The sequence below is a fragment of the Amycolatopsis sp. NPDC049688 genome, from assembly GCF_040674975.1.
GTDB lineage: Bacteria > Actinomycetota > Actinomycetes > Mycobacteriales > Pseudonocardiaceae > Amycolatopsis.
The window spans coordinates 25,125-51,624 of record NZ_JBFANY010000006.1; the positions used below are offsets into that span (position 1 = coordinate 25,125).

Annotated in this window: 25 protein-coding genes and 1 tRNA gene; 11 read left to right on the plus strand and 15 right to left on the minus strand. The window is 71.4% G+C overall.

Features of this window, described 5'->3' with window-relative positions; all coding sequences use genetic code 11:
• Positions 1 to 11 precede the first annotated feature (11 nt).
• From AB0J55_RS21230 to AB0J55_RS21245, 4 genes are all read right to left on the minus strand, one after another.
• On the minus strand, positions 12 to 755 hold the full coding sequence (locus AB0J55_RS21230) for an arginase family protein (RefSeq protein ID WP_364250861.1): 744 nt from the start codon (positions 753 to 755) through the stop codon (positions 12 to 14).
• Positions 756 to 790: 35 nt separating this feature from the next.
• Positions 791 to 865: transfer RNA gene (locus AB0J55_RS21235), tRNA-Val, on the minus strand.
• Positions 866 to 906: 41 nt separating this feature from the next.
• A complete protein-coding gene (locus AB0J55_RS21240; protein ID WP_364250864.1) occupies positions 907 to 1,371 on the minus strand; it encodes a peroxiredoxin in 465 nt (154 codons plus the stop codon).
• 73 nt (positions 1,372 to 1,444) lie between these two features.
• Positions 1,445 to 1,876 (minus strand): DUF3052 domain-containing protein, encoded by a 432-nt coding sequence (locus AB0J55_RS21245; RefSeq protein WP_003084504.1) that lies wholly within the window; start codon positions 1,874 to 1,876, stop codon positions 1,445 to 1,447.
• Positions 1,877 to 2,293: 417 nt separating this feature from the next.
• On the opposite strand from AB0J55_RS21245, the gene aceE reads away from it, so the two are divergent.
• Positions 2,294 to 5,089 (plus strand): pyruvate dehydrogenase (acetyl-transferring), homodimeric type, encoded by a 2,796-nt coding sequence (aceE, locus tag AB0J55_RS21250; protein WP_364250867.1) that lies wholly within the window; start codon positions 2,294 to 2,296, stop codon positions 5,087 to 5,089.
• A gap of 71 nt (positions 5,090 to 5,160) precedes the next feature.
• Positions 5,161 to 6,372, plus strand: a complete 1,212-nt coding sequence (locus AB0J55_RS21255; RefSeq protein ID WP_364250870.1) for an alpha-hydroxy acid oxidase — start codon at positions 5,161 to 5,163, stop codon at positions 6,370 to 6,372.
• Here the strand turns inward: AB0J55_RS21255 and AB0J55_RS21260 are convergent.
• Positions 6,369 to 7,112 carry an SDR family oxidoreductase gene (locus tag AB0J55_RS21260; RefSeq protein WP_364250873.1) on the minus strand — a complete coding sequence of 248 codons (744 nt, stop codon included), beginning with the start codon at positions 7,110 to 7,112 and terminating at the stop codon, positions 6,369 to 6,371. The two genes, AB0J55_RS21255 and AB0J55_RS21260, sit on opposite strands and share 4 nt — an antisense overlap.
• A gap of 83 nt (positions 7,113 to 7,195) precedes the next feature.
• Between AB0J55_RS21260 and AB0J55_RS21265 the strand changes: the two genes are divergently transcribed.
• Together AB0J55_RS21265 and AB0J55_RS21270 are read left to right on the plus strand one after the other, a co-directional pair.
• Positions 7,196 to 7,786: a TetR/AcrR family transcriptional regulator gene (locus AB0J55_RS21265; protein ID WP_364250876.1), complete on the plus strand. Its 591-nt coding sequence runs from the start codon at positions 7,196 to 7,198 to the stop codon at positions 7,784 to 7,786.
• Positions 7,787 to 7,904: 118 nt separating this feature from the next.
• A complete protein-coding gene (locus AB0J55_RS21270; RefSeq protein WP_364250879.1) occupies positions 7,905 to 9,515 on the plus strand; it encodes an L-lactate permease in 1,611 nt (536 codons plus the stop codon).
• On the opposite strand, the gene AB0J55_RS21275 is transcribed toward AB0J55_RS21270, so the two are convergent.
• The 4 genes from AB0J55_RS21275 to AB0J55_RS21290 form a co-directional block, all read right to left on the minus strand.
• Complete coding sequence (locus AB0J55_RS21275; RefSeq protein WP_364250882.1) at positions 9,496 to 10,128, minus strand: nicotinamide mononucleotide transporter family protein; 633 nt, start codon at positions 10,126 to 10,128, stop codon at positions 9,496 to 9,498. The two genes, AB0J55_RS21270 and AB0J55_RS21275, sit on opposite strands and share 20 nt — an antisense overlap.
• A gap of 148 nt (positions 10,129 to 10,276) precedes the next feature.
• Positions 10,277 to 11,053: a hypothetical protein gene (locus AB0J55_RS21280; RefSeq protein WP_364250885.1), complete on the minus strand. Its 777-nt coding sequence runs from the start codon at positions 11,051 to 11,053 to the stop codon at positions 10,277 to 10,279.
• A gap of 230 nt (positions 11,054 to 11,283) precedes the next feature.
• Positions 11,284 to 12,504 (minus strand): ABC transporter permease, encoded by a 1,221-nt coding sequence (locus tag AB0J55_RS21285; RefSeq protein ID WP_364250887.1) that lies wholly within the window; start codon positions 12,502 to 12,504, stop codon positions 11,284 to 11,286.
• Positions 12,501 to 13,409 carry an ATP-binding cassette domain-containing protein gene (locus AB0J55_RS21290; protein WP_364250889.1) on the minus strand — a complete coding sequence of 303 codons (909 nt, stop codon included), beginning with the start codon at positions 13,407 to 13,409 and terminating at the stop codon, positions 12,501 to 12,503. The genes AB0J55_RS21285 and AB0J55_RS21290 overlap by 4 nt, the downstream gene beginning before the upstream one ends.
• A gap of 119 nt (positions 13,410 to 13,528) precedes the next feature.
• Here AB0J55_RS21290 and AB0J55_RS21295 point away from each other — a divergent pair, with 119 nt between their 5' ends.
• The 5 genes from AB0J55_RS21295 to AB0J55_RS21315 all read left to right on the plus strand — a co-directional run bounded on the left by AB0J55_RS21295 (position 13,529) and on the right by AB0J55_RS21315 (position 18,423).
• Positions 13,529 to 14,743 carry a helix-turn-helix domain-containing protein gene (locus AB0J55_RS21295; RefSeq protein ID WP_364250892.1) on the plus strand — a complete coding sequence of 405 codons (1,215 nt, stop codon included), beginning with the start codon at positions 13,529 to 13,531 and terminating at the stop codon, positions 14,741 to 14,743.
• Between the two features lie 183 nt (positions 14,744 to 14,926).
• Positions 14,927 to 15,850: an ACP S-malonyltransferase gene (locus AB0J55_RS21300; RefSeq protein ID WP_364250895.1), complete on the plus strand. Its 924-nt coding sequence runs from the start codon at positions 14,927 to 14,929 to the stop codon at positions 15,848 to 15,850.
• Positions 15,847 to 16,830 carry a beta-ketoacyl-ACP synthase III gene (locus tag AB0J55_RS21305; protein WP_364250898.1) on the plus strand — a complete coding sequence of 328 codons (984 nt, stop codon included), beginning with the start codon at positions 15,847 to 15,849 and terminating at the stop codon, positions 16,828 to 16,830. Before AB0J55_RS21300 ends, AB0J55_RS21305 begins: the two co-directional genes overlap by 4 nt.
• Positions 16,831 to 16,904: 74 nt before the next feature.
• The gene (locus AB0J55_RS21310) at positions 16,905 to 17,150 is read left to right on the plus strand and encodes an acyl carrier protein (RefSeq protein WP_037820481.1); all 246 of its coding nucleotides are present in this window, start codon (positions 16,905 to 16,907) and stop codon (positions 17,148 to 17,150) included.
• Between the two features lie 28 nt (positions 17,151 to 17,178).
• Positions 17,179 to 18,423 (plus strand): beta-ketoacyl-[acyl-carrier-protein] synthase family protein, encoded by a 1,245-nt coding sequence (locus AB0J55_RS21315; protein WP_364250901.1) that lies wholly within the window; start codon positions 17,179 to 17,181, stop codon positions 18,421 to 18,423.
• A 51-nt stretch (positions 18,424 to 18,474) separates the two neighbouring features.
• Here the strand turns inward: AB0J55_RS21315 and AB0J55_RS21320 are convergent, their stop codons facing one another.
• Together AB0J55_RS21320 and AB0J55_RS21325 are read right to left on the minus strand one after the other, a co-directional pair.
• Positions 18,475 to 19,071 carry a hypothetical protein gene (locus AB0J55_RS21320; RefSeq protein WP_364250904.1) on the minus strand — a complete coding sequence of 199 codons (597 nt, stop codon included), beginning with the start codon at positions 19,069 to 19,071 and terminating at the stop codon, positions 18,475 to 18,477.
• Between the two features lie 31 nt (positions 19,072 to 19,102).
• Positions 19,103 to 19,606, minus strand: a complete 504-nt coding sequence (locus AB0J55_RS21325; protein ID WP_026469134.1) for a DUF3145 domain-containing protein — start codon at positions 19,604 to 19,606, stop codon at positions 19,103 to 19,105.
• A 270-nt stretch (positions 19,607 to 19,876) separates the two neighbouring features.
• On the opposite strand from AB0J55_RS21325, the gene AB0J55_RS21330 reads away from it, so the two are divergent.
• Positions 19,877 to 22,120: a hypothetical protein gene (locus tag AB0J55_RS21330; RefSeq protein WP_364250907.1), complete on the plus strand. Its 2,244-nt coding sequence runs from the start codon at positions 19,877 to 19,879 to the stop codon at positions 22,118 to 22,120.
• Between the two features lie 3 nt (positions 22,121 to 22,123).
• Here AB0J55_RS21330 and AB0J55_RS21335 read toward each other — a convergent pair whose 3' ends face one another.
• The gene (locus tag AB0J55_RS21335) at positions 22,124 to 23,512 is read right to left on the minus strand and encodes an NAD(P)/FAD-dependent oxidoreductase (protein WP_364250910.1); all 1,389 of its coding nucleotides are present in this window, start codon (positions 23,510 to 23,512) and stop codon (positions 22,124 to 22,126) included.
• 143 nt (positions 23,513 to 23,655) lie between these two features.
• Here AB0J55_RS21335 and AB0J55_RS21340 point away from each other — a divergent pair, with 143 nt between their 5' ends.
• Positions 23,656 to 24,063, plus strand: coding sequence for a histone-like nucleoid-structuring protein Lsr2 (locus AB0J55_RS21340; protein ID WP_364250913.1), 408 nt, complete (start codon positions 23,656 to 23,658; stop codon positions 24,061 to 24,063).
• 16 nt (positions 24,064 to 24,079) lie between these two features.
• On the opposite strand, the gene AB0J55_RS21345 is transcribed toward AB0J55_RS21340, so the two are convergent.
• Genes AB0J55_RS21345 through AB0J55_RS21355 form a run of 3 tightly spaced genes read right to left on the minus strand, consistent with a single transcriptional unit; the run spans position 24,080 to position 26,498 of the window.
• Positions 24,080 to 24,811, minus strand: a complete 732-nt coding sequence (locus AB0J55_RS21345) for a lipoate--protein ligase family protein (RefSeq protein WP_364250916.1) — start codon at positions 24,809 to 24,811, stop codon at positions 24,080 to 24,082.
• Positions 24,808 to 26,196 carry an NAD(P)(+) transhydrogenase (Re/Si-specific) subunit beta gene (locus tag AB0J55_RS21350; protein ID WP_364250918.1) on the minus strand — a complete coding sequence of 463 codons (1,389 nt, stop codon included), beginning with the start codon at positions 26,194 to 26,196 and terminating at the stop codon, positions 24,808 to 24,810. Before AB0J55_RS21350 ends, AB0J55_RS21345 begins: the two co-directional genes overlap by 4 nt.
• Positions 26,193 to 26,498: an NAD(P) transhydrogenase subunit alpha gene (locus AB0J55_RS21355; protein WP_033261827.1), complete on the minus strand. Its 306-nt coding sequence runs from the start codon at positions 26,496 to 26,498 to the stop codon at positions 26,193 to 26,195. The genes AB0J55_RS21350 and AB0J55_RS21355 overlap by 4 nt, the downstream gene beginning before the upstream one ends.
• Positions 26,499 to 26,500: the final 2 nt, after the last annotated feature.

Sequence of the window (26,500 nt, forward strand, 5' to 3'; positions counted from 1 at the left end):
CGCCGTGGCTCTCAGAGCCCGTTCCGGGCCGCGGTGAGGAGTTCGGCGAGCAGGCGGGCACGGGTGGCGGTGTCCTGCTCGTCACGGGCGGGGTGCCAGGGACACGCGATGTCGACGGCGACGACCCGGCCCGTGTCCAGCACGCGGCGCACGGCGTCGAGCACGGCTGCCTGCGTGGGCCCGTCCGGGGCGGGGAAGCGGGTCCCCGGCAGTTCGGCGGGGTCGATCACGTCCACGTCGATGTGCAGCACGAGCGGCCCGCCGGGCACCAGCGCGGCCTGGAGGTCCTCGACCCCGTGGCGCCGGACGTCGCTGCCGGCGAGGTAGCCGGCCTCGGCGGGGTCGAGATCGCGCGCATCGACCAGCACCGCCTGGTGTTCCGCCAGGGGACGAAGCCCCAAGGGCGCGGCGAACAGTTCCTCGTGCGCGCCGAGCACGAGCCGCAGCGCCAGGCCACCGAGGTAGCCCGAGGTCGAGCTGCGCAGGGTGTGCACATCGCCGTGCGCGTCGAACCAGACCACCGACGGGTCGAGGCCCGCCCGTTGCGCACCCGCGATCGTGGCGCCGGCGACGAGGCAGTCCCCGGACACCACCACCGGGGCGTCAGCCTCCGGAGTCCCGAGCCGGGCAGCCACCCGGTCCGCGACGACGTCGAACAACGCCACCAGGCGCGTCCAGACGTCCCCGGCGGGCAAGACCGTTTCGACGATCTCGACGACGGCCGGCCCGGGCAGCGGGATGCTGCTGTCGGGCAACCGCTCATCCTGGTGATAAGGCACGACGATGGTCATGGTGGGCGCAGCAGGGTTCGAACCTGCGACCGCTCGGGTGTAAGCCGAGTGCTCTTCCGCTGAGCTATGCGCCCGCGCGGCGGCGGCCCGCCAAGGGACCGCCGCCGCGGGGAACTCAAGCCGTCAGTTCGGCCACGGCCTTCTTCCAGCCCTGCTGGTCGCGGGCCTCGCCCGGGGCGTTGACCTCGGCGAACCGGACCACACCGGCGGTGTCGATCAGGAACGTGCCGCGGACCGCCAGGCCGGCGTCCTCGTTGAAGACGCCGTAAGCGCGAGCCACCTCGCCGTGCGGCCAGAAGTCCGACAGCAGCGGGAACTGGTAGCCCTCCTTCTCGGCCCACGCCTTCAGCGAGAACGGCGTGTCGACCGAGACGCCCAGGACCTGGACGCCCTTGCCGTCGTAGTCCGCGAACTCGTCGCGGAGCTGGCACAGCTCGCCCGTGCAGATGCCGCTGAACGCGAACGGGTAGAAGACCAGCAGCACCGGCTTGTCACCGCGGAACGACGACAGCTGGACCGGCTGCTTGTTGTAGTCGTTGAGCGTGAAGTCAGGGGCCTCAGAACCGACCTCGACGGTCATACCAGCGTTTCCTCTCCCGAACGGACACGTGCCTGCGACGACAACCCTATCGTGTCCGTCCGGCGGGACCGGCTCAGCGCTGCTTCGACTTCGACTTCGGCGACACCAGGCGGGTGCCGATCCAGTTCGGGCCGACACTGATGTTGGCGGTCTGGGCCAGGCCGACGGCAGGCACCGCTTCGGCGATTTCGCTCGGCTCGACGTGCCCCGGCTGTCCCGTCTTGGGGGTGAGGACCCAGATCACGCCGGTCTCCTCCAGGGGGCCCCTGGCGTCGATGAGCGCGTCGCCCAGGTCGCCGTCGTCTTCGCGCCACCACAGCAGCACCACGTCGATGACCTCGTCGGCGTCCTCGTCGAGGATGTCCCCGCCGATCTGCTCCTCGATCGCCGCGCGGACGTCATCATCGACGTCCTCGTCCCAGCCGATCTCCTGGACCACCATCTCGGGCTTGATGCCGAGCCTCTCGGCGACGCTGCTCTGATCAGCGTCTCCCGCGGCGACCACTGCTTTCACTCCTCCAACTACGACGGAGTGTGGCATCCCCCACCCTCGTCGAGGGTATGGCGGCGCCACACTCGGCGACCCGGTTGCCGATAGCGAACACTGGTGAGGCTCCGCGCGCAACCGTCCACACCGGATCTTTGACAACTCGTGTCGCAGGATACGGCCCGCGACCGGCCGTCCGCGACGGCGTTTCGGGTACCTCGCGCCCCCGCTCTGCCACCCCTTCGGGTGCCGTCCCCTAGGGTGGGGGAGAAGTAAACGCGCGCGCGATACACCGCGCGCTGGGAGTGGCTCGACCGGGCCGGACGATGTTACCGCCAAGTAGCGGTGCGGAAGCCGGGACGGAAGACGACGATGGAGAGTCGTACACCCCCGCGGACGAGCACCACCGGCTACAACCTTTCGCAAGGAGACCCCTTGGCCCCGCAGAACGACGGCGCCTCCGGCAAGGAGACCCCGGCACGCGTACGCGTCATCCGTGACGGACTGGCGGCGCACCTGCCCGACATCGACCCGGAGGAGACCGCCGAGTGGCTGGACTCCTTCGACGAGGCCCTCGCGAGGGGCGGGCAGCAGCGGGCCCGGTACCTGATGCTGCGCATCCTCGAGCGCGCCCGGGAGCGGAACGTCGGCGTCCCGGCGCTGACCTCGACGGACTACGTCAACACCATCCCCACCGAGAACGAGCCCTGGTTCCCCGGCGACGAGGACATCGAGCGCCGCTACCGCGCCTGGATCCGCTGGAACGCGGCCATCATGGTGCACCGCGCGCAGCGCCCGGGGGTCGGCGTCGGCGGGCACATCTCGACCTACGCCTCCTCCGCCGCGCTGTACGAGGTGGGCTTCAACCACTTCTTCCGCGGCAAGGACCACTCCGGCGGCGGCGACCAGATCTACATCCAGGGCCACGCCTCCCCGGGCATCTACGCCCGCGCGTTCCTCGAGGGCCGGCTGTCGGAGTCGCAGCTCGACGGCTTCCGCCAGGAATTCAGCCACGCGGGTGAGGGCGGCGGCCTGCCGTCGTACCCGCACCCGCGGCTGATGCCGGACTTCTGGGAGAACCCGACGGTGTCCATGGGCCTCGGCCCGATGAACGCCATCTACCAGGCCCGGTTCAACCGCTACCTGCGCGACCGCGGCATCAAGGACACGAACGACCAGCACGTCTGGGCGTTCCTCGGCGACGGCGAGATGGACGAGGCCGAGTCCCGCGGCCTGATCCACGTCGCCGCCGGCGAAGGTCTCGACAACCTGACCTTCGTGATCAACTGCAACCTGCAGCGGCTCGACGGCCCGGTGCGCGGCAACGGCAAGATCATCCAGGAGCTGGAGTCGTACTTCCGCGGCGCCGGCTGGAACGTCATCAAGGTCATCTGGGGCCGCGAGTGGGACTCGCTGCTGCACGCCGACCGCGACGGCGCCCTGGTCAACCTGATGAACGTCACCCCGGACGGTGACTACCAGACGTACAAGGCCAACGACGGCGCCTTCGTCCGCGAGCACTTCTTCGGCCGCGACCCGCGGACGAAGGACCTGGTCAAGGACCTGTCCGACGCCGACATCTGGAACCTCAAGCGCGGCGGCCACGACTACCGCAAGGTGTACGCGGCCTACAAGGCGGCGCTGGAGCACCACGGCCAGCCGACGGTGATCCTGGCCCACACCATCAAGGGCTACGGCCTGGGCCCGGCGTTCGAGGGCCGCAACGCCACCCACCAGATGAAGAAGCTCACCCTCGACGACCTGAAGCTGTTCCGCGACTCGCAGCGGATCCCGATCAGCGACGAGGAGCTCGAGCGCGACCCGAAGCTGCCGCCGTACTACCACCCGGGCGCGAACTCGCCCGAGATCGAGTACATGATCGGCCGCCGCAAGGCGCTCGGCGGCTTCCTGCCGGAACGCCGTCCCAAGGCCGCCAAGGCCCTGGTGCTGCCCGGCGACAAGGTCTACGAGGGCATCCGGAAGGGCTCCGGCAAGCAGGAGGTCGCCACCACGATGGCGTTCGTCCGGCTGGTCCGCGAGCTGGCGAAGGACTCCGAGATCGGCAAGCGGGTCGTCCCGATCATCCCGGACGAGGCCCGCACCTTCGGCCTCGACTCGATGTTCCCGACGGCCAAGATCTACAACCCGCACGGCCAGACGTACACCTCGGTCGACGCGAGCCTGATGCTGGCCTACAAGGAGTCCGAGAAGGGCCAGCTGCTGCACGAGGGCATCAACGAGGCGGGCTCGACCGCGTCGTTCACCGCCGTCGGCACGTCGTACGCGACGCACGGCGAGCCGATGATCCCGATCTACATCTTCTACTCGATGTTCGGGTTCCAGCGGACCGGTGACGGCCTGTACGCGGCCGCCGACCAGATGGCCCGCGGGTTCGTCCTCGGCGCCACCGCCGGCCGGACCACCCTGACGGGTGAGGGCCTGCAGCACGCGGACGGGCACTCGCTGCTGCTGGCGGCGACCAACCCGGCCGCGGTGGCCTACGACCCGGCGTGGTCGTTCGAGATCGCGCACATCGTCAAGGACGGCCTCCGCCGGATGTACGGCGAGGCCGGCCCGGACGGCAACGGCGAGAACGTCTTCTACTACATGACGATCTACAACGAGCCGTACCAGCAGCCCGCCGAGCCGGAGAACCTCGACGTCGACGGCCTGCTCAAGGGCCTCTACAAGTACGCCGACGCCCCCGAGGGCGACGGTCCCGAGGTGCAGATCCTGGTCTCGGGCGTCACGATGCCGGACGCGCTCAAGGCGCAGAAGCTGCTGGCCGAGGAGTGGGGCGTGCGGGCCGCGGTGTGGTCGGCGACGTCGTGGACCGAGCTGCGGCGCGAAGCCGTCGAGATCGACCACGACAACCTGCTCTACCCGGGCAGCGAGCCGCGCGTGCCGTACGTCACCGAGGCGCTTTCCGGGACGAACGGGCCGGTCGTGGCGGTGTCGGACTGGATGCGCGCGGTGCCGGACCTGATCCGCCCGTACGTCCCGACCGACATGCTGACGCTGGGCACCGACGGCTTCGGCTTCTCCGACACCCGGCCGGCGGCGCGCCGGAAGTTCCTGGTCGACGCCGAGTCCATCACCGTCGGGGCCCTGTCGATCCTGGCCAAGCGCGGCGAGGTCGACCAGGCGAAGGTCCTGGAGGCGGCCGGGAAGTACCGGCTCGACGACATCTCGGCCGCCGGGCCGCAGACGTCGGATTCCGGGAACGCGTGATCGAGTGCTAGGTTCGGGCCCGGCAGACATCTGATGTCTGCCGGGCCCGTGCACGTGAGGAGTGGGTCAAGGTGACGAAGCGACGACTGCCGAAGCCGAGTGAGCTACAGCAGATCCTGCGGCCGAAGCCGATCGTGCTGAACCCGACGGACCGGCGGCTGGCGAACGCGCACACCATCGCCGACCTGCGGATGATCGCGCGGAAGCGCACCCCGCGGGCGGCGTTCGACTACACCGACGGCGCGGCCGAGCTCGAAGACAGCCTGCGCCGCGCCCGGCAGGCGTACCGCCGGATCGAGTTCCACCCGAACGTGCTGCGCGGGGTGTCCGATGTGGACACCACACGCGAGATCCTCGGGAAGACCTCGGCACTGCCGTTCGCCTTCGCCCCCACCGGGTTCACCCGGATGATGCAGCACGAGGGCGAGCGCGCGGTGGCCCGCGTCGCCGAGCGCAACGGCATTCCGGTCGGGCTGTCGACGATGGCGACGACGTCGATCGAGGACCTCGCCGAAGCCGCGCCGGACGCGCGCAAGTGGTTCCAGCTCTACGTCTGGCGCGACCACGGCGCCGGTGAAGATCTGATGAATCGTGCGTGGGCCGCGGGCTACGACACACTCATGCTGACCGTGGACACGCCGGTCGGCGGCGCCCGCCTGCGGGACGTCCGCAACGGCTTGACCATCCCGCCCGCGCTGACGCTCAAGACGTTCCTCGACGGCGCGACACACCCGGCGTGGTGGTTCAACCTGCTCACCACCGAGCCGCTCGAGTTCGCCTCGCTCAACCACTTCGGCGGCACGGTCGCCGAGCTGCTGAACAAGCTCTTCGACCCGACGCTGAACTTCGACGACCTCGACTGGGTCCGGCAGACCTGGCCGGGGAAGCTGGTGGTCAAGGGCGTGCAGAACGTCGACGACGCCCGCGACGTCGTGAAGCACGGCGCGGACGCGGTCCTGATCTCCAACCACGGCGGCCGCCAGCTCGACCGGGCGCCGACCCCCCTGGAGCTGCTGCCGGCGGTGCTCGACGAGGTCCAGGGCGGCGCGGAGGTCTGGATCGACACGGGCATCCTGTCCGGCGGGGACATCGTGGCGGCGATCGCCCGCGGCGCGGACGCGGTCCTGGTCGGCCGCGCGTTCCTGTACGGCCTGATGGCCGGCGGCGAGCGCGGCGTCCAGCGCTGCGTGGACATCCTGCGGACGGAGCTGGTCCGCACGATGCAGCTGCTCGGCGTCCGCACCCTCGCCGACCTCAAGCCCTCACACGCGACCCTGCGTTAGACCTGTGCCTGGCCGCCGTCGACGAAGAACTCGACGCCGTTGACGAAGCTCGACTCGCCGGTGGCCAGGAACAACGCCGCGGCCGCGATTTCCGACGGGTCCCCGAGCCGGCCCAGCGGGACCTGCGCCACCAGGGCGTCGACCAGCTCCTGCTGCCCGTCCTCGTCCACCAGGCCCAGCAGGCCCGGGGTGCGAGTCGGGCCCGGGCTCAGGACGTTGACCCGGGTGCCGGTCCCGGCGAGGTCGAGGGCCCAGCTGCGGGCGAAGTTGCGCACCGCCGCCTTCGTCGCCGCGTAGACGCTGAAGGCCGCGCCGGGCCGCGTCGACGTGGTCGAGCCGGTCAGGATGATCGACGCGTTCGCGTTCAGCAGCGGCAGCGCCTTCTGGACGGCGAAGACGACGCCCTTGACGTTGGTGCCGAACGTCGTGTCGAACTGCTCCTCGGTGATCTCCCCGAGCGGGGCGAAGCTCCCGCCGCCCGAGTTGGCCACGACGACGTCCAGCCCGCGGCCGCGTTCGGCCACCGCGCGGTAGAGCTCGTCGAGGTCGGCCAGGTTCGCCGAGTCCGCCCGGACCGCCGTCACATTGCCGCCGATCTCGGCGACGGCGTCGTCGAGGACCTCCTTGCGGCGGCCGGTGATGAACACGTGCGCGCCTTCGGCCGCGAAACGCTTCGCGATGGCGAGCCCGATGCCGGTGCCCCCGCCGGTCACGACGGCGGTCTTGTTCTCCAGGTTCACGATGCTCCTCCGAGTTCTTGACTATCTCGTCCAGAACGTACGCCGTTCTGGACGAGATAGTCAAGAATGGGTAGCCTGAGGGCATGGCGAGACCCCGGAGCTTCGACGAGGCGGCGGTGCTGCACACGGCCCGCGACCAGTTCTGGGAGACCGGCTACGCGGGCACGAAGGTCGACGACATCGCCGCGGCGACCGGCCTCGGCAAAGGCAGCCTCTACGGCGCCTTCGGCGACAAGCACGCGCTGTTCCTGCGCGTGTTCGACCACTACTGCGGCGAAGCGGCCGACGGCACGCGCCGGCAGCTCGAGGGGCCCGACGAGACCGCCTACCGGCGACTGGGCGACCATGTCCGCGCGATCGCCGAGTCGGTCGTCGCCGACCGGGCGCGCCGCGGCTGCCTGATCGCGAAGAGCACGGCCGAATGCGCGGAGCACGACGAGGCGGTCGCGACCCGCAGCCGGCAGTTGTTCCACGACCTGCAGGAGCACCTGACGGCGTGCATCGCGGGCGCGCAACGCGCGGGCGACATCGACCCCGGCCCCGACGCCGCCCACCTGGGCGGCCTCGTCCTGGCCGTCCTGCGCGGCCTCGAAGCCCTCGGCAAGGGCGGCGTCGAGCCGGCCGAAATCCGCGCGATCGCCGAGACCGCGCTCGCCGTGCTGCCCAAGCCGTGAAGCCCTGACCTGTTGGGCCAACCGGTCTCAACTTCTTGACGGACCGCCTGGTTTGTGACGAAGATCTCGGACACCCGCCGAAAGGCCGTTTTCGCATCGTGGAAAACGGAGGTCGCCCGTGTTCGTCCAGGATCTCACTCCCCTCGGCTCACTCGGCCTGTCCGCGCTGGTCGCCGTGCTGCCGCTCGCCACCGTCCTCGTGCTGCTCGGGGCCGTCCGCATGCGGGCGCACCAGGCCGCGTTGATCGGGCTGCTCGTCGCGCTCGTCGTCGGCGTCGCCGCGTACGGGATGCCGGTCGTGCAGGCCGTCTCCGGGGCACTGGAAGGCGCCGCGTTCGGGCTGTGGCCGATCATGTGGATCGTCGTCAACGCGCTGTGGATCTACCGGCTCACCGTGCGGACCGGGCACTTCGACGTCCTGCGCCGCTCGTTCGGCCGGATCTCCGACGACCCGCGCATCCAGGCGCTGATCATCGCCTTCTGCTTCGGCGCGCTCATGGAGGCCCTCGCCGGGTTCGGGGCGCCGGTCGCGATCAGCGCCGTGATGCTGGTGGCCGTCGGGTTCCACCCGGTCAAGGCGGCCGTCGTCGCGCTGGTCGCCAACACCGCACCGGTCGCGTTCGGCGCGATGGGCACCCCGGTCGTCACCCTCGCCCAGGTCACCGGCCTGCCGCTGCAGGAGGTCTCGTCGATCGTCGGGCGGCAGACGCCGCTGCTCGCGCTGGTCGTGCCGCTGCTGCTGGTGATCATCGTCGACGGGAAACGCGGGCTCAAGGACACCTGGCTGCCCGCGCTGGTCTGCGGGGTCGCGTTCGGGGTCGTGCAGTTCCTCGCCTCGAACTTCGTGTCGCCGCAGCTGGCCGACATCGGCGCGGCGCTCGCCGGCGCGGCCGCCCTGGTGGCCCTCCCTCAGACCCGGCGCCCGGTGCCCGAAGCCGTCCGGATCGGGACCGGCGGGACGGCGGCCGCGGAGGTGCCGCCGGAGGATTCACGCAACGACGTCGTGAAGGCCTACCTGCCGTACCTGCTCATCATCGTGATCTTCTCGATCGCCGTGCTGCCCCAGGTCAAGAAGCTGCTGGACAAGGCGACCTGGAAGTTCCACTGGCCCGGCCTGAACGTCGCCGGGCCGAACGGGAAACCGGTGTCCGGCAACACGTTCTCGCTGCCGTTCCTCAACACCGGCGGGACACTGGTGCTGCTGGCCGGCGTCATCACGGCGGTGCTGCTGGCCGTCTCGGCGGGCGACACCGCGCGGGAGTGGCTGGCGACGGTCAAGGAGCTGCGGTTCGCGATCCTCACCGTGACCGGCGTGCTCGCGCTGGCCTACGTGATGAACCTGTCCGGCCAGACGTCGACGATCGGCACGTTCATCGCCGCCGCGGGCGCCGGGCTGGCGTTCCTCTCGCCGGTGCTGGGCTGGTTCGGTGTCGCCGTTTCGGGGTCCGACACCTCGGCGAACGCGCTGTTCGGCGCCCTGCAGGTGACGGCGGCGCACCAGACGGGCCTGCCGGCGGACCTGCTGGCGGCGGCGAACAGCTCCGGCGGCGTCCTGGGCAAGATGGTCTCGCCGCAGAACCTCACGATCGCCTGCGTGGCGGCGAACCTGCCCGGCGAGGAGGGCAAGCTGCTGCGGAAGGTGCTGCCGTGGAGTGTCGGGCTGCTGCTGGTGATGTGCCTGATCGTGTGGGGTCAGAGCACGCCGGTGCTCAGCTGGATGCTGCCATGACCCGCGCCTCGACGCGCTTGGCGGAGCGGTTCCAGCTCCACCAGCCGTGCACGACGAGCCCGGCGAACACGATGTAGATGGCGGCCGAGAAGTAGAGCCCGGAGGAAATCTGCAGCGGGACGCCGATCGCGTCGACGGCCAGCCAGACCAGCCAGAACTCGACCAGCCCGAGCCCCTGCGCCCCGAAGGCGACGAGGGTGCCGACGAAGATGGCGGCGTCCGGCCACGGTGCCCAGGAGGCGTGGAGGGCGTCGAGGACCAGGGCCATCACGGTGGTGCCGACGACGAAGGCACCGACCATCGCGAGCCGCTCGGCGAGCCGGCCCTTGCGGACGACGACGCCGAACACCGGGTCCTGCCGGCGCGTCCAGGCCCACCAGCCGTAGACGGAGATGGCGAGGATGGCGACCTGCCGCGCGGCGAGCCCGCCCAGGTGCGCGGAGACGTAGACGGCGAACAGCAGCACGGTGGCCCCGACCTGCACGGGCCACGTCCACAGGGTGCGACGCTGCGCGAGGAACACGACGGCGAGCGCGAACACCTGCCCGGCGAGCTCCGCGATCGAAATCCACTGGCCGAGCACGGTGATCCCGTGGTGCAGCAGGAAGTCCACGTCACGCCCCTTTCGTCCTACCGCTCCCAACATGCTCCGGAGAGGGGGAATTCCCCAGGGAGTGTGAGGGGCGAGACATCCCGGACGGTGGGACGGCGCGGGCCCGGCGGCTTCCTCGTCCGCCGGGCCCGCGCCGTCCCCCGCCGCCTCAGCCCTGCGGGCGCGGGGTACCGACCGGCGACGTCGGGGTGCTGTCCACGCCGACCGCCGCGCGCCGGGTCGACGGGCCCGTGCCCATCTCGCCCGTGCGCTGGGCCGGGGTCTCCAGCTGGTGCTCCATGTTCGCCAGCCAGCCGCGCCAGCGGTCCTGGGCCGGCTTGATCAGGCCGCCGCCGAAGCCGACCACGATCACGCCGCCGATCGTGGCCAGCACCGCGATCAGGACCGGGCCGGTGATCGCCGTCGCGATGTTCACCTGGCCGAGCGCCGCGATGATGCCGAACGCCATGATCAGCCAGTAGGCGCCCAGCGACAGCGGGCGCGCCGCACCCCGGCCGGACAGCGCCGACGCCACGACGTCACGCACGACCTTCGCGATCGCCGCGGCCACCACCACGAGCACCAGCGCCACCACGATCCGGGGCAGGAACGCGATGATGTCGTTGAGCAGCTGGCTCACCGGGTTGGTCGGCCCGAACACGCCGAACGCCAGCTGCAGCGCGATCAGCAGAATGAAGTAGTAGACCAATTTGACCAGGATCCCGGTCGCGTCGATCTTCTGCTGGCCGACCTTTCCGCTCAGCCCGGCCCGCTCGACCAGTTTCCCGAATCCGGCTTTCCCCAGCACGAGCGCCAGCCCTTTCGAGACGGCTTTCGCGATCAACCAGCCGATCAGCAGGATGATCAGGAATCCCACGAGTTTCGGGACGAACGTGGCCACCATCGCCCACGCCTGCCCGAGCCCGTCCTTCAGTTGCTGGCCCATACCGACTCCCTCCACGGATTTGCACCGGATCGTCGATCAAGTACCCGGGGGCGGCAACTCGTGCGCCCCACGATCGAGTGAGACGACTGGCGCGCGAAGATCACCCGTGGCCATACTGGTTCTACCGGTGGGGACCGGGGAGACGAGGCCGTCCGGCGCAGCGTAAACCGCAAGCGCCGGGCGGCCTCGAGCATTACCGGCGGAAAACCCGCCTGAACAGCGGGGGAACGTCAGGCGGCACGCAGGGCGTCGCGGAGTTTGACTTTCGCCCCGGTGCGCATGACCGCATTCCGGTAGATCCGCGCGGCCAGCCAGATCAACGCCGGAATCAGCAGCACCACCAGCCCCACCGACACCACCGCTTCCCAAACGGGCACCCCGCCCATCGCCAGCCGCATCGGCATCAGCGTCGGCGAGAACACCGGAATCACCGAAAGCACCTCGACGAACGTGTTGCCCGGATCCGACGGCAGCACCGAAATACCGATCACGTACCCGGCGATCACGAACATCAGCGCCGGCATCGTCGCGCCGCCGACGTCTTCCTGGCGCGAAACCAGCGCCCCGAGCGCGGCGAACACGATCGAGTACATGAAGAACCCGAGCAGGTACCACACGATCAGCCAGACGACGGTGCCCACGGCCGCCGAAACCGAAATGGTGAGCACGCCGGTGGCCAGCCCGGCGACGACCCCGCCGACGCCGATCACGAGCATCTGGATCAGCCCGACCACGCCGATGCCGAGCACCTTCCCGGCCATCAGCTGCCACGGCTTGATCGTCGACAGCAGCAGCTCGACCACCCGTGACGTCTTCTCCTCGACGACGCCCTGCGCGACGGTCTGGCCGTTGATCATCAGCGACAGGTAGATCAGGATGCCGGCGACGATGCCCAGCACGAGCTGCTGGCCGTTGTAGTCGTACGGCTGCTCCAGCGGCGGGTCCTCGACGAACTTCGCGGACGCGATCGCGGCCTGGAACCGGGCCGGATCCCCGCCCAGCGCCACGATCTGCTGGTTCACCGCCACCTGCTGGGACAGCAGCTGCAGGACGTTCGCGAGCTTGCCGTCGAGGTCCTTCTTCACCTGGACGTGCACGCTCTTGCCGTCTCCGGTGAGCAGCGCGTCGATCGAGCCGTCGGCCAGCTTGGCGCGCCCGGCGGCTTCGTCGGCGACCTGGACGAGGTCGATCTTCTCGTCGACCGCCTGACCGCCGGCCTTCAGCGGCGCCGACAGCGGCGCCGTGGCCGGGGTGAAGCCGACAGTCGAGTCGGCGCCACCGCCGCCGGCGATCAGCTTGATCAGCACGATGCCCACCACGATCAGCAGCAGCATGATCACGGTGCTGACGCGGAAGGCCTTCGACTTCACCCGGGTGCTGATCTCGCGGGACGCCACCAGGCCGACGGCCGCCGCCGGGCTCATCCGGACGTCCGGGACCGGGGTGCTCATGCGGGAACCTCCTGGTGGGTCACGACGGAGCGGAACAGTTCGGTCAGCGACGGCTGCTCGCGGGCGAACTCGCGGACCGGCCCGGTCGCGAGCGCCGCCTTGAGCACCGCCTGGTCGTCGGCGCCCTCGCCCAGTTCGAGTTCGGTCACCGGCCCCGTCCGGCCGAGCACCTTCACCCCGGGCAGGCCGTCGGCCCACCCGTCCCCGGCTTCGGGGACGTCGACCCGCAGCCGCACCGCCCCGCCGGCGCGCAGCTCGCCGACCGTGCCCTTGGCGACCATCTGTCCACTGCGGACGATGCCGACGCGGTCGCACAGCCGTTCCACCAGATCCAGCTGGTGGCTGGAGAACACGACCGGCACCCCTTCGGCCGCCTTCTCCTTCAGCACCTCGCTCATGACGTCGACCGCGACCGGGTCGAGGCCGGAGAACGGCTCGTCGAGCACCAGGATCCGCGGCTCGTGCACCAGCGCCGCGGCCAGCTGGACGCGCTGCTGGTTGCCCAGCGACAGCTTCTGGACCTCGTCGTCGCGGCGGCCGGCGACCCCGAGCCGTTCGGTCCACTTCTCCGCCGACGCCCGCGCGTCGGCCGCGGGCATGCCGTGCAGCCGCGCCAGGTACGTCAGCTGCTCGGCCACCTTCATCTTCGGGTAGAGCCCGCGTTCTTCGGGCATGTAGCCGATGTGGCGGCGCGTTTCGTGCGTCACCGGCACGCCGTCGTAGCGGACTTCGCCGGCGTCGGCGGACAGCACGCCGAGGGCGATCCGCATGGTCGTGGTCTTGCCGGCGCCGTTGCTGCCGACGAAGCCGAACAGCTCCCCCGGCCGGACGTCGAACGTCATTTCCCGCAGGGCGACGACGTCGCCGTAGCGTTTGGATACCCCGTCTATTTCCAAACCGGTCATTCCGGTTCCCCCGTTCGGTGATGTGGCCACGATCCTAGGCAGTGCGTACACGCCCCGCCTAGCCTCGCGCGTTGCCGCCGGGGGCTACGAAAGTTGCGGGCACGTAGGATCGCGTCGCCATGGATGGAACCCCCGCCCCGCGCCCGGTGCCGAAGCACCACGGACTGTCCGCGAAGACGCTCCGGCGGCTGGAACGCGCGTCCGGCGACCTGGCGAGCGCGAGCATCGCGGTGATGGAGCGGCGGCTGCCGTGGTTCGCCCGGCTGCCCGCCGACCAGCGCGCGAGCGTCCTGCTGATCACGCAGGCGGGGGCCGCGGGCTTCGTCGGCTGGCTGCGGGACTCCAAGGAGGCCCTGAAGCTCACGACCGAGGCGTTCCGGGACGCGCCGGCCGAGCTGTCGCGGTGGATCAGCCTGCGGCAGGCGGTCGGCATGGTGCGGCTGGCCATCGAGGTGTTCGAGGAGCAGCTGCCGGATTTCGCGGCGAACGAGGCCGAACGCGCCGCTTTGATCGAGGGCATCCTGCGCTACGGCCGGGAAATCGCTTTCGCGGCGGCGAATTCCTACGCCGCCGCGGCGGAGGCGCGCGGGGCGTGGGACGCCCGGCTGGAGGCGCTGGTCGTCGACGGCATCGTCCGCGGCGACGCCGAGGAATCGGTGCTTTCGCGCGCCACGGCGCTGGGCTGGGAGCCGTCCGCGGCCGCCACGGTGCTGGTCGGCAACCCGCCTTCGGAGGACCCGCCGACGGTGGTGTTCGAGGTCCGCAGCCGCGCGGCCCGCGTCGGCCGCCCGGTGCTGCTGTCGGTGCAGGGCTCCCGGCTGGTCGTCGTGGTCGGCGGGCCGACCGACGGCGGGGTCAAGGAGCGGGAGATCCTCGGCCGGATGTCGGTGGCGTTCGCCGAGGGCCCGGTGGTCGCCGGCCCGACGGTGCCGACGCTGGCGGAGGCCCACCACAGCGCGACGGAGGCGTTGTCGGGCCTGCGGGCGGTGGTCGGCTGGCCGGCCGCGCCCCGGCCGGTGCGCTCGGCGGACCTGCTGCCCGAGCGCGCGCTGTCGGGGGACGCGGAGGCCGAGCGCCTGCTGGTGGACACGATCGCGCGGCCGTTGGAAGAGGCCGGCCCGACGCTGCAGCGCACGGTGGAGGCGTACCTGGAGAGCGGCGGCGTGCTGGAGACGTGCGCGAAAACGCTGTTCGTCCACCCGAACACGGTCCGCTACCGGCTGCGGAAGGCGGCGGAACTCACGGGCTGCCAGCCGACCGACCCGCGGGACGCCCTGGTGCTGCGGATCGCCCTGACGGTGGGACGGCTCGCTCGCGCTCGCGGCCTCTGGTGACCCCTTCGCGAGACGGGCGTCACGTGATGGACTTAACAGCGAAAGGTGATTGAACCCGACAAGGCATCCGGGTTACGCGCGAGCTTCTGCGGCGCGTCTTTGGAGGTTTCCGACAAAGACGCCGCACAGACACTGTGAACGTCGGCATCCCGGGAAACACCCCTCGCCGTGTTGTCTTGAAGGGTGACAGCAGCAGTCCTCGCTCCCGGTCAGGGGTCCCAGGCCCCCGGTATGTTCACGCCCTGGCTCGACCTCGACGGCGCGCGCGAGCGCGTCGCGCAGTGGTCCGAGCGCGCGGGGCTCGACCTGCTCCGCCTCGGGACCGAGGCCGAAGCCGAGGAGATCCAGGACACCGCGATCGCGCAGCCGCTGATCGTCGCGCTGTCGCTGCTCACCTTCGAGCACCTCCAGGCCACCGCGCCGGTGCCCGCGGACGCGCCGGTCGCCGGCCACTCCGTCGGCGAGCTCGCGGCCGCCGCGATCGCCGGGGTGCTGAAGCCCGAAGACGCCGTCGCGCTCGCCGCCGTCCGCGGGGCCGAGATGGCGAAGGCGTGCGCGCTGGAACCGACGTCGATGGCCGCGGTCATGCTCGGGGACCCCGAGCAGGTCGTCGCGTGGCTCGAAGAGCAGGGCCTGACCGCCGCGAACCGCAACGGTGCCGGGCAGATCGTCGCCTCCGGTGCCGCCGACACGATCGCGAAGATCGTCGCCGAACCCCTCGAAGGCACGAAGATCCGCGCCCTCAAGGTGGCCGGCGCGTTCCACACGCGGTACATGGCGCCCGCCGAAGAGGCGATGCGCGCCCACGCCGCCGAACTGAGCCCGGCCGACCCCACCCGGCCGCTGCTGTCCAACGCGGACGGTGCCGTCGTCACCAGCGGGGCCGAGTACCTGGCCCGGCTGGTCTCCCAGGTCACCCGCCCGGTCCGCTGGGACCTGACGATGGACGGCCTGGTCTCGCTCGGCGTCACCCGCACGATCGAGCTGGCGCCCGCGGGCACGCTGACCGGCCTGGTCAAGCGGCAGCTCAAGGGCGTCGTCACCACTATCACCGCGCTGAAGACGCCGGCCGAGCTGGCCGCGCTGCGCCAGGAGGACGCCTCGTGACCGACCGACCCGCCCTGAGCCTGACCACCGGCTCCCGCGGCAGCCGCGTGCTGGGTGTCGGCAGCTACCAGCCCGCGAAGATCGTCACCAACGACGACCTGTCGCAGACCATGGAAACCAGCGACGAGTGGATCCAGACCCGCGTCGGGATCGTCGAGCGCCGGTTCGCCGAGAAGGACGAGCTGCTCACCGACATGGCCGTCGCCGCCGGCACCGCCGCGCTGGCCGACGCCGGGGTGGACCCGTCCGAAGTGGACACGGTGATCCTGCCGAACTGCACCATGCCGACGCTGATCCCGAACGCCGCCGCCCAGGTCGCGGCCCGGATCGGCATCCCGAGCCCCGGCGCGTTCGACCTCAACGCCGCGTGCGCCGGGTTCTGCTACGGCCTCGGCGTCGCCTCCGACCTGATCCGGGCCGGCTCGGCGAAGAAGGTCCTGGTCATCGGGGCGGAGAAGCTCACCGACTCGGTCGACCCGGTCGACCGGGCCAACGCGATCATCTTCGCCGACGGCGCGGGCGCCGCGGTCGTCGGCCCGTCCGACGAGCCGGGCATCGGCCCGGTGTCGTGGGGCAGCGCGGGTGACCTGGTCGACCTGATCTACATGCGCGACGAGAAGTACATCTACCAGGAGGGCCAGTCGGTCTTCCGGTGGGCGACCACGAAGATCGCGCCGATCGCCATGCAGGCGCTCGAGGCCGCCGGGCTCAAGCCGTCCGATGTGGACGTGCTGATCCCGCACCAGGCGAACCTGCGGATCGTCGAGGCGATCGCGAAGAAGCTGCGGTCGGGCGGCGCCCGCGACGACATGGTCGTCGCCGACGACATCAGGTTCTCCGGCAACACCTCGTCGGCGTCCATCCCCCTCGCGCTGGACCACATGCGCAAGGCCGGGACGGCCAAGTCCGGCGACGTGGTGCTGGCGGTCGGGTTCGGCGCGGGCCTGTCCTACGCCGGGCAGGCGTTCCTCTGCCCCTGATCACCGTTACGCTCCCCGCGGGCATTCGCCCGAGGGAAACAGACCCCCAGAAAGACCGAGAAGGGAACTACCCCATGGCTGACAACACTGAGATCCTCGCCGGCCTCGCCGAGATCGTCGAAGAGGTGGCCGGTGTGGCTCAGGACGACGTCACCGCCGAGAAGTCGTTCGTGGACGACCTGGACATCGACTCGCTGTCGATGGTCGAGATCGCCGTGCAGGCCGAGGACAAGTTCGGCGTCAAGATCCCGGACGACGAGCTCGCCAACCTCAAGACCGTGGGCGACGCCGTGAACTACGTGTCGGCCAACTCGAAGTAAGTCCTCTTCCCTCCTTGAGGAGACTCAAATGAGCAACATCGACGTCGTGATCACCGGTCTCGGCGCCACCACACCGCTCGGCGGGGACGTCACGTCCACCTGGGACGGTCTGCTGGCCGGGCGGAGCGGGGTCCGGGCGATCGAGGCCGACTGGGTCGAGGAGCTGCAGCTGCCGGTCAAGATCGGCGGTCAGCTGGCCGTCGAGCCGACCGATGTCCTGCCGCGGGTCCAGGCCCGCCGGATGGACCGCTGCGAGCAGGTCGCGCTGATCGCGGCCCGGCAGGCGTGGGCCGACGCCGGGTACACCGAGCCGACCGACGAGCACACCGACGTGGACCCCGACCGCCTCGGCGTGTCGATCGGCACCGGCGTCGGCGGGCCCGTCACCCTGCTCACCCAGAACGACCTGTTGCACCAGCAGGGTCTCCGCAAGGTGTCGCCGCTGACCGTGCCGATGCTGATGCCGAACGGCCCGGCCGCGCACGTGGGCATCGACCTCAAGGCGCGGGCCGGGGTGCACTCCCCGGCCTCGGCCTGCGCTTCGGGCGCCGAGGGCATCGCCAGCGGGGTGGAGATGATCCGCTCCGGGCGCGCCGACGTCGTGATCGCGGGGGGCGCCGAAGCGTGCATCCACCCGATCACGCTGGCCGGGTTCGCCCAGGCCCGCACGGTCTCCACGCGCAACGACGACCCGGCGAGCGCGTCGCGGCCGTTCGACTCCAGCCGCGACGGCTTCGTCCTCGGCGAGGGCGCCGGCGTGGTCATCCTGGAGCGCGCGGACCAGGCGAAGGCCCGCGGGGCGCGCGTCTACGCGACGATCGCCGGGCACGGCATCACCTCGGACGCCTACCACATCACGGGCAACCACCCCGAGGGGATCGGCCAGATCGCCGCCATGCGCGCGGCGATGAAGATGGCCGGGGTGACCGCCGCGGACATCGGGCACGTGAACGCGCACGCGACGTCCACTGTGGTCGGTGACATCGGCGAGGCGGCGGCGATCCGCAACGCGATCGGGGAACACCCGGTCGTGACGGCGCCGAAGGCCTCGCTCGGGCACCTCGTCGGCGGCGCGGGCGCGGTCGAGGGGATCATCACGATCCTGTCGCTCTACCACGGCATCGTGCCGGCCACCCGGAACCTGACCGACCTGGACCCGCGGGTGCAGCTGGACGTCGTCGCGGGCGAGCCGCGCAAGCTCGAGCTGACCGCGGCGATCAGCAACTCGTTCGGCTTCGGCGGCCACAACACCGCGCTGCTGTTCACGGTCTGAGCTTTCCTGACGTGAGAAGGGGCCCGGCTTCGGCCGGGCCCCTTCTCACGTTCAGCACTTCTCGTGTTCGGGCGGTGGCCCGCCGTCGATGGCGGCGACCCTCAGCGCCTTGTCGTCGCCGACCACCATCGGCATGACCAGCCGCCACTTGATGCAGGGCTCGCGGAAGAACACCGGAGCGTCCTCGATGGCCTGCCGGCTGGTGAACCCGACCAGGACCCGCAGCGAGTTCCCGGACGAGCGCTCGATCCGGTAGACGAGAGCGTCGCTGTCCTTTGTGGTGCGGACGCCCTTCTTCCAGTCGCTCTGCGACTGGGCAGCGGCCCGCTCGTCGGTGACCACGTCGATCCACAGCGGGTACTGCCGGGTGTTGATGGCTTCGAAGTACTTCTGCAGCACCCGGCGGACGGCGTCGGCCTGCGGGTGCGCCCGCGCGTCGTCGGTCATCCCGACTTCGCCGGCCGCGCCCGGAGCGCCGCTGCTGGCCGGGGACGGTGGCGGCACCGCGACGGAGGTGTCGTCGACGGGCTGGTCGGGCCGTCGGTAGAGCTCGCGCGCGAGCAGACCGCCGCCGACGGTCACCGACAGCACGACGACCACGACGGGCACCAGCCAGCGCTGGCGGGAGCCGGAGGCGGGGGTGGTCACCCCGGAGAGCGTACCGGCCCCCGTCCCGGGCTCAGCCGACCTGGTGCAGCCAGGTCACCGGAGCGCCGTCGCCGGCGTGGCGGAAGGGCTCGAGCGCCTCGTCCCAGCTCGCGGCGAGGAGTTCGTCGAGCTTGTGCGCGAGCGACTCGCCGCCGCGCGTCATGCTGACGAGGGCGCGCAGCTGGTCTTCGCCCACCACGATGTCGCCGTTGGCGCTGGTCCGGCCGTGCCACAGGCCGAGGCCGGGCGCGAAGCAGAACCGTTCGCCGTCGACGCCCGCGCTGGGCTCTTCGGTCACCTCGAACCGAATCATCGGCCACGCCTTGAGCGCGGCCGCCAGTTTGGCGCCGGTGCCCGCGGGCGCGCGCCAGCCGCACTCGGCGCGAAGCTGACCCGGACTGGCCGGCTGCGCCGTCCACTTCAGGTCAACGCGGGCACCCAGGGTGCCCGAAATGGCCCACTCGACGTGCGGACACACCGCAGACGGCGACGAGTGGACGTACACCACACCTCGGGTGCTGCCACGGGTGCTCACTGCTACCTCCGCTTGCTCGACGAGGGACGTCTTCCCCTACGCCCTGACTCGAGCTGCGGTACGGCTTCAGCGCGGCTCCCGAATGCCGCCTCCGATGCGTTGTAGCACATTCTGCACCCCAACCGTGCCGTTTGGCCACATGAACACCACAAGTCACCCGCCGCCCCACTTTCGGAGGGCACCGCGCCGTGCCGTCCCCGTGTCGCGCGGTTCGTTGCGCTGGGCGCGCTAGCGTGTTGACCCGGAACGACGAGCGGAAAGGGGCTTTCGGTGCGACTGGTGCGGCTGGAGCGGCAGCAGTCCCGGGTCGCCGACGACGTCCGGGCGGCACTGGCGTCCCTGGGCCGCGGCAGCACCATGATCGGCGGCATCGCGTTGATCGGTGTCGGCTCGGTGACGGAGCGCCCGATCGAGGCGGTGGTCCTGCTGCCCCACGGCGTGATCATCGTCATCGGCGTGGACCTGCCGGACCCGGCCCTGCGGCTGGAGGCCCCGCTGGGAGCCCCGTGGAAGGCGGACGGCTGGCCCCTGGTCACCGACGACGAGGCGATCAACCCGGCCACGGAGGCCCTGGACCTGTCCCAGGCGTGCGAGCGGCGCATCGCGGCGCTGGTTCCCGGAACGGCCCCGGTGGGGACGATCATCGCGGTGGGACCGTACGTGGAGACGGTCGACCAGCCGGCGGCGGACCTGGCGGGCCCGGTCCGCGTCCTGCACCCGACCCCGACGACGATGCTGGCGGCCACGGTGTCCCTGGCCACGGCCCACCGGCCCCGGTCGGTGGACCAGGTCCGGGCGTTGATCCGCGGGTTGGCGCCGTCGGCCCCGGAGTTTTCGGACGAGGTCCTGCTGGGCGAGGGCTTCAGCCGGTTGACGGACGACTCGCCGCCGGAGTCCCTTTGGGACGATGAGCCGGGGGTGGTCACCGCTGGGGCTTCGGGCTCTGGTGGTTCGGGCGGGGTGAGTGACTGGCGGACCGAGACGCCGGCGGTCGAGCCTGTTGCCGAGGAGAGCCCCGAGCCTGCTGCGGCCGTTGAGGGCGAAGTCCTGGCCCCGGCCGAGGACGAACCGCTTCCGGTCTTCCCCGGCCCTGGATACACGGCGCCCCTACCCTCCGCGGCGCCGCAGGCTGAAACGGAACCGGCCAGCGGATCCGCCGCGGCCGAAGCACCGGCAGCAGCGCCCGGCGCCTCGCCCCAAGGCACGGCATCTCGGACCGAACCCAGCCCGGCCACGCACGAACCTCCCGCGCCGCCCGCCGAGGCCGAGCCGGAAGCCCCGGCACCGCGGGCAGCTGAAGCCGAACCTGCCAGCGGCTCCCCCGCGCCCGAAGCACCGGCAGCCTCGCCCGGCGAGGCCGCGCCGGGCAATTCGCCCCAAGCCACCGCATCACCGACCGAACCCAGCTCAGCCACGCCCGAATCTCCCGCGCCGCCCACTGAGGCCGCGGCGGAAGCCTCGGCACCGCGGGCTGCTGGCGCCGAACCTGCCGGCGGCTCCCCCGCGCCCGAAGCACCGGCAGCCTCGCCCGGCACCTCGCCCCAAGCCACCGCATCACCGACCGAACCCAGCCCAGCCACCCCGGCGCCCGAAGAACCAGCAGCCTCCGCCGCCGAGACCGCGCCCGACACCACACCCCGAACCACCGCATCACCGACCGAACCCGGCCCGGCCACCCCCGAACCTCCCGCGCCGCCCGCCGAGGCCGAGCCGGCCAAGACCGCCGCCGAACCTCTCGGGCAACCCGAGCCCGACCCTGGCCCCGCCGAGGCTGCCGCGGCCGCGGCAGCATTCCCCGAGCCGGATCCCGGCCCCGCCGGCAAAGCCGCGCAGCAGCCCCCGTTGCCGTCGGCCGGCTCTGCCAAACCCTCCCCCTACCCCCGGTCGCGACCCGCCCCCGTCCCCGCCGCCGCGAGCTCGAGGACCGTCCGGTGGGTTCCCCTGGGCGCCATTGCCGTGCTCGTCCTGCTCGCCGTCGCCGCGATCGTCGTCGCCACCACCGGGGAGCGCACCGCCGCCGCGCCCGTCAGCTCCGCTCCGCCGCCCTCCACCGCGCGCAGCGCCGCCCCGAAGCCGCCGCAGAGCCTTCAGTTCGCCCTCCGCGCCGCCGCCAAGGATCAGGGCTGTGCCTCGCACGCCTTCGGCGACGCCCAAGCCAGCCTTCAGCAAACCAGCTGCTCAGGCGTGCAACGCGCCAGCTACGCCGCCACCATCGACGGGCGCTCCGGGGCCGTCACCGTCGGGATCGTCGCCTTCCCGGATGCCGCGCAGGCCGCCGCCTTCAAGGCCGTGGCCGACACGCCCGGGGGCGGGGGCGTCCTCGACCTCGCCTCCGAGACCGGCCAGTGGGGCGCCACCCCCGCCCCGCGGTTCGAGAACGCCGCCTACGCCAGCAAGCTCGACGGCAGCTCCGTGCGGGTCGTGCAGGCCGTGTGGGCGCCGGGACCGTCCACTGCGGACGATCCCGGCCTGGTCAGGGCCGCGAAAGCCGCCCTCGACCTGCCCGCGCAGTGACCCTCAGAGCCCGTACGCCTCCAGCAGCCGCAGCCACACCTCGCTGATCGTCGGGAACGACGGCACCGCGTGCCACAGCCGGTCCAGGGGCACCTCGCCAACGATCGCGATCGTCGCCGAATGCAGCAGCTCCGAGACGTCCTGGCCGACGAACGTCACACCCAGGAGCACGTTCCGCTCGGTGTCGACGACCATCCGGGCCTTGCCCGTGTACCCGTCCGCGTGCAGCGACGAGCCGGCCACCGCGATGTCGATGTCGACGACCCGGTCGGCAGACCCCGGCCGCGCGTCCGCCAGGCCGACCGCCGCCACCTCCGGGTCGGTGAACACCACCTGCGGCACCGCGTGGTGGTCGGCCGTGGCCGTGAACGGGCTCCACGCCTCGGAAGACACCGGTTTGCCCGCGGCCAGCGCCGCCACCGTGTCCCCCGCCGCGCGGGCGCCGTACTTGCCCTGGTGGGTGAGCGGGGCCCGGCCCGTGACGTCACCCGCCGCGAACAGCCAGCCACCGTCCACTGCGGACACGCGGCCCGTGTCGTCGACCTCCAGGGGCCGCCCGGGCTCGATGCCGAACCGTTCGAGCCCGGCGGTCGCCGGGCGGCGGCCGGTCGCCACCAGGAACTCGTCGACGACGAGCGTCGAGCCGTCCTTCAGCGTCAACGTCGTCCCGGAGTCGCCGCCGGCCACCGAGGAAACCCCCGAGTCCGTGTGCACCTCGACACCGGCGTCCCGCAGCCCCTGCAGCACGAGGTCGCCCGCGAACGACGCGTTGCGCGGCAGCGGCCGCGGGCCGCTGATCACCAGGTGGACCTCCGACCCCAGCGAAGCGAACGCCTGCGCCATCTCGACGCCGACCACGCCACCGCCCAGGACACCAAGACGCGCGGGCACCGAAGACGCCGACGTCGCTTCCCGCGAACCCCACGGCCGGATCGTGTCGAGCCCCGGGATCGGCGGGGTGCTGGGCACGCTGCCGGTGCAGACGATCACCGCGTGCCGCGCGGTCAGCACGCGGTCGCCGCCGACCGTCACCTCCCGTTCGCCGGTGATCTCGCCGTGCCCGCGGATGGGCTCGATGCCCGCGCCGCGCGCCCAGTCGACCTGCCCCGAGTCGTCACCCTTGCCGGTGAACCAGTCACGGCGGGCGAACACCGCCGCCGGGTCGATCCGGTCGCCGACCGGCACACCGGGTACCCGCTTCGCCGCGGCGAGGAGATTTCCCGGCCGCAGCAACGCCTTGCTCGGGATGCAGGCCCAGTAGGAGCACTCGCCGCCGAAGCGTTCGTGCTCGACGAGGGCGACCTTCAGGCCTCCGCGCGCCGCTCGTTCGGCAGCCACCTCCCCCACCGGACCCGCGCCGATCACCACTACGTCAAAAGTCTCTCCAGCCATGGGGTTCAGCGCACACCACCACGCGGGATCACGCAAGCCAGCGGCTATCCTCCGTCAGGAAGCTGCAAGTTTTCGGCGGCACCGGATGCCGTCGGCCCGGTGCACGCGAACACATCACACGTTCGAAGCACGGGAGGTTTGTCGTGGCCAGGAACACGGCTGTGCAGGTGCTGGATGATCTGACCGGCGAGCCCGCGGCGGAGACCGTCGGGTTCGGGCTGGACGGCATCGGCTACGACATCGACCTCTCCTCCGCCAACGCCGAAGCGCTGCGCGAACTCCTGCAGCGCTACGCCGACGCCGGGCGCCGCACCGGCGGCCGCAAGAACCGCCCGCGGATCGTCCCCGGCGCCGAGAAGACGCCGCCCGCCGCGAAGCCCAAGGCCGCAACCGCCAAGGTCGCGAAGACCGCGCAGGCCAAGGCCGCGCCGGTGAGAGCGAAGGCCGAACCGGCGAAGACCACGCGCACGAAGAAGGCCGCGGAGCCGAAGACCACTTCGCGGGCGGCCGCGCGGAAGGTGCCGACCGTCACGTTCTCGGCGGCCGAGTAAGTCCACTGTAGACGGCTCAGGCCGCGCGCTGGGCGCCGTCGGCGTGCCAGGAGGGGTAGCGGTAGCGGGTGTGCAGCAACGCCCGCTGCCGCGCCAGCTCGGCCGCGGACGGCGGCCGGGGCACGAACGTCCCCAGCAGCTGCGACGCCGCCGCGCGGACCGCCGCCTCGACCGCCGGGAACCCGGGCCGCAGGCCGTGCTCGGCCAGCGACGCCACCGGGCTGCGGTGCGAGTCGAGCGGCCGAGGGTCCGCCGGCGCGCCGGTCAGGTAGCGGCCGACGAGCCCGGCCGAGGTCTCGACCAACAGCGTCGAGTGGGCCAGCAGGCCGGTCTTCGTGCGGAACACGGCGAAGCCGCACAGCTTCGCGTCGCCGACGAACAGCCCGCGGTCGCCGATCCGCGGCACCAGCCCGAGCTGGTCGACGGCGGCGCTCATCACCTGGCCCAGCGCCTCCAGCGGCCGGTCCGCCGGGCCGGGCAGGACCAGCGTCACGTTCAGGTTGCCCGGGTCGTGGAACACCGTGCCGCCGCCGCTGGCCCGCCGCAGCACCGGGACGCCGTCACGGACGCACTCCTCGACGCGCACCTCGCGCGCGATCCGCTGCCCGCGCCCCACCACGACGCAAACCGGGTTGCGCCAGAGCCACAGCACGGGTGACCCGGGCGCAACCCGGAGGAGCGCTTCGTCGAAAGCGAGGTTTTCGGCCGGATCCGTGAACGCCGCACGCACATCCGACCCGGTCGTCATAGCGCCTTGAGTTCCTCCACGATCTCGCCCACCGACGACTTGGCGTCCCCGAAGAGCATGCTGGTCTTCGGATCGTAGAACAGGTCGTTGTCGATGCCGGCGAAGCCCGAGCTCATCCCGCGTTTCAAGACGATCACGGACCGGCTCTCGTTGACCTTGAGGATCGGCATCCCGTAGATCGGCGAGCTCGGGTCGGTCTGCGCGGCCGGGTTCGTCACGTCGTTCGCGCCGATCACCAGCGCGACGTCGGTCTGGGCGAACTCGGAGTTGATCTCGTCCATCTCCTTGAGCTGCTCGTAGGGCACGTCGGCCTCGGCGAGCAGCACGTTCATGTGCCCCGGCATCCGGCCGGCCACCGGGTGGATCGCGTAGGCGACCTGGATGCCCTTCTTTTCCAGCAGCTTCGCCATCTCGCGGACGGTGTGCTGCGCCTGGGCCACGGCCATGCCGTAGCCCGGCACCACCACGACCTTGCTGGCGTAGGCCATCTGGATCGCGGTGTCGGCCGCGCTGGTCGAACGCACCGGGCGCGCTTCCTTCGTCCCGCTGCCCGCGCTCACTGCCGGGCCGCCGCCGAAGCCGCCCGCGACGATCGCCGGGATGGACCGGTTCATCGCCTTGGCCATCAGGTTGGTCAGGATCGAGCCGGACGCGCCGACGATCATGCCGGCCACGATCAGCGCGGTGTTGTCCAGCGCCAGGCCCATCGCCGCGGCCGAAAGGCCGGTGAACGCGTTGAGCAGGGAGATCACCACCGGCATGTCCGCGCCGCCGATCGGCAGCACCACGGTGAGCCCGAGGATGCCCGCCGCGACCAGCAGCCCGATGATCAGCAGTTCGCTGTCGTCGCCGGTGATGATGAGCACCGCGCAGACCACCGCGATCGCCAGGAGCAGCAGGTTGACCGGTTGCTGCAGCTTGCCGAGGGTGATCGGGCGGCCGCTGATCAGCTCCTGGAGCTTGCCGAAGGCGACGTTCGAGCCCCAGAAGGAGATCGAGCCGATGATCGCGGCGAACAGCGACGCGATCGCGATGTACGCCGGTTCGTGCGCGTAACCGCCGGTGGAGTTGAACTCGACCCACGCGATGAGCGCGACCGCGCCACCGCCGACGCCGTTGAACAGCGCCACCATCTGCGGCATCGCGGTCATCTTGACCCTGCGCGCCGACGGGACGCCGACGACGACGCCGATCCCGACGCCGAGCGCGATCAGCACCCAGTTGCCCATCCCGGGGGTGAGCAAGGTGGCGACGACGGCGATGCCCATGCCGACGGCGGCGATCCAGTTGCCGCGGACGGCGGTGCGCGGGCCGGTGAGGCCCATCAGGCCGTAGATGAAGAGGGCGAACGCGATGATGTAGAGGATCGCGATGAAGTCGGTCACTTCGTCTCCTCCTCATCGGCCGGCGCGGGCTTCTTGGCCTTGAACATCGACAGCATCCGGTCGGTGACCAGGAACCCGCCGACGACGTTGATCGTGCCGAAGGCGATGGCGATCACCAGCAGGATCTTGTTGAACACGCCGTCGACGCCGAGGCCGAGCACGACCAGCCCGCCCAGCAGCACGATGCCGTGGATGGCGTTGGTGCCGGACATCAGCGGGGTGTGCAGGGTGTTGGGCACCTTCGAGATGACGGCGAAGCCGACGAACCCGGCGAGCACGAGCACCGCGAGGTTCTGCACCAGGG

Bases quoted from the DNA above. Each gene is read 5' to 3' on its own strand.
- AB0J55_RS21285 (WP_364250887.1), bottom strand. From the start codon at position 12,504: ATGAGCACCCCGGTCCCGGACGTCCGGATGAGCCCGGCGGCGGCCGTC.
- AB0J55_RS21335 (WP_364250910.1), bottom strand. From the start codon at position 23,512: ATGGCTGGAGAGACTTTTGACGTAGTGGTGATCGGCGCGGGTCCGGTG.
- AB0J55_RS21345 (WP_364250916.1), bottom strand. From the start codon at position 24,811: ATGACGACCGGGTCGGATGTGCGTGCGGCGTTCACGGATCCGGCCGAA.
- AB0J55_RS21315 (WP_364250901.1), top strand. From the start codon at position 17,179: ATGAGCAACATCGACGTCGTGATCACCGGTCTCGGCGCCACCACACCG.
- AB0J55_RS21295 (WP_364250892.1), top strand. From the start codon at position 13,529: ATGGATGGAACCCCCGCCCCGCGCCCGGTGCCGAAGCACCACGGACTG.
- AB0J55_RS21240 (WP_364250864.1), bottom strand. From the start codon at position 1,371: ATGACCGTCGAGGTCGGTTCTGAGGCCCCTGACTTCACGCTCAACGAC.
- AB0J55_RS21290 (WP_364250889.1), bottom strand. From the start codon at position 13,409: ATGACCGGTTTGGAAATAGACGGGGTATCCAAACGCTACGGCGACGTC.
- AB0J55_RS21280 (WP_364250885.1), bottom strand. From the start codon at position 11,053: ATGGGCCAGCAACTGAAGGACGGGCTCGGGCAGGCGTGGGCGATGGTG.
- AB0J55_RS21265 (WP_364250876.1), top strand. From the start codon at position 7,196: ATGGCGAGACCCCGGAGCTTCGACGAGGCGGCGGTGCTGCACACGGCC.
- AB0J55_RS21310 (WP_037820481.1), top strand. From the start codon at position 16,905: ATGGCTGACAACACTGAGATCCTCGCCGGCCTCGCCGAGATCGTCGAA.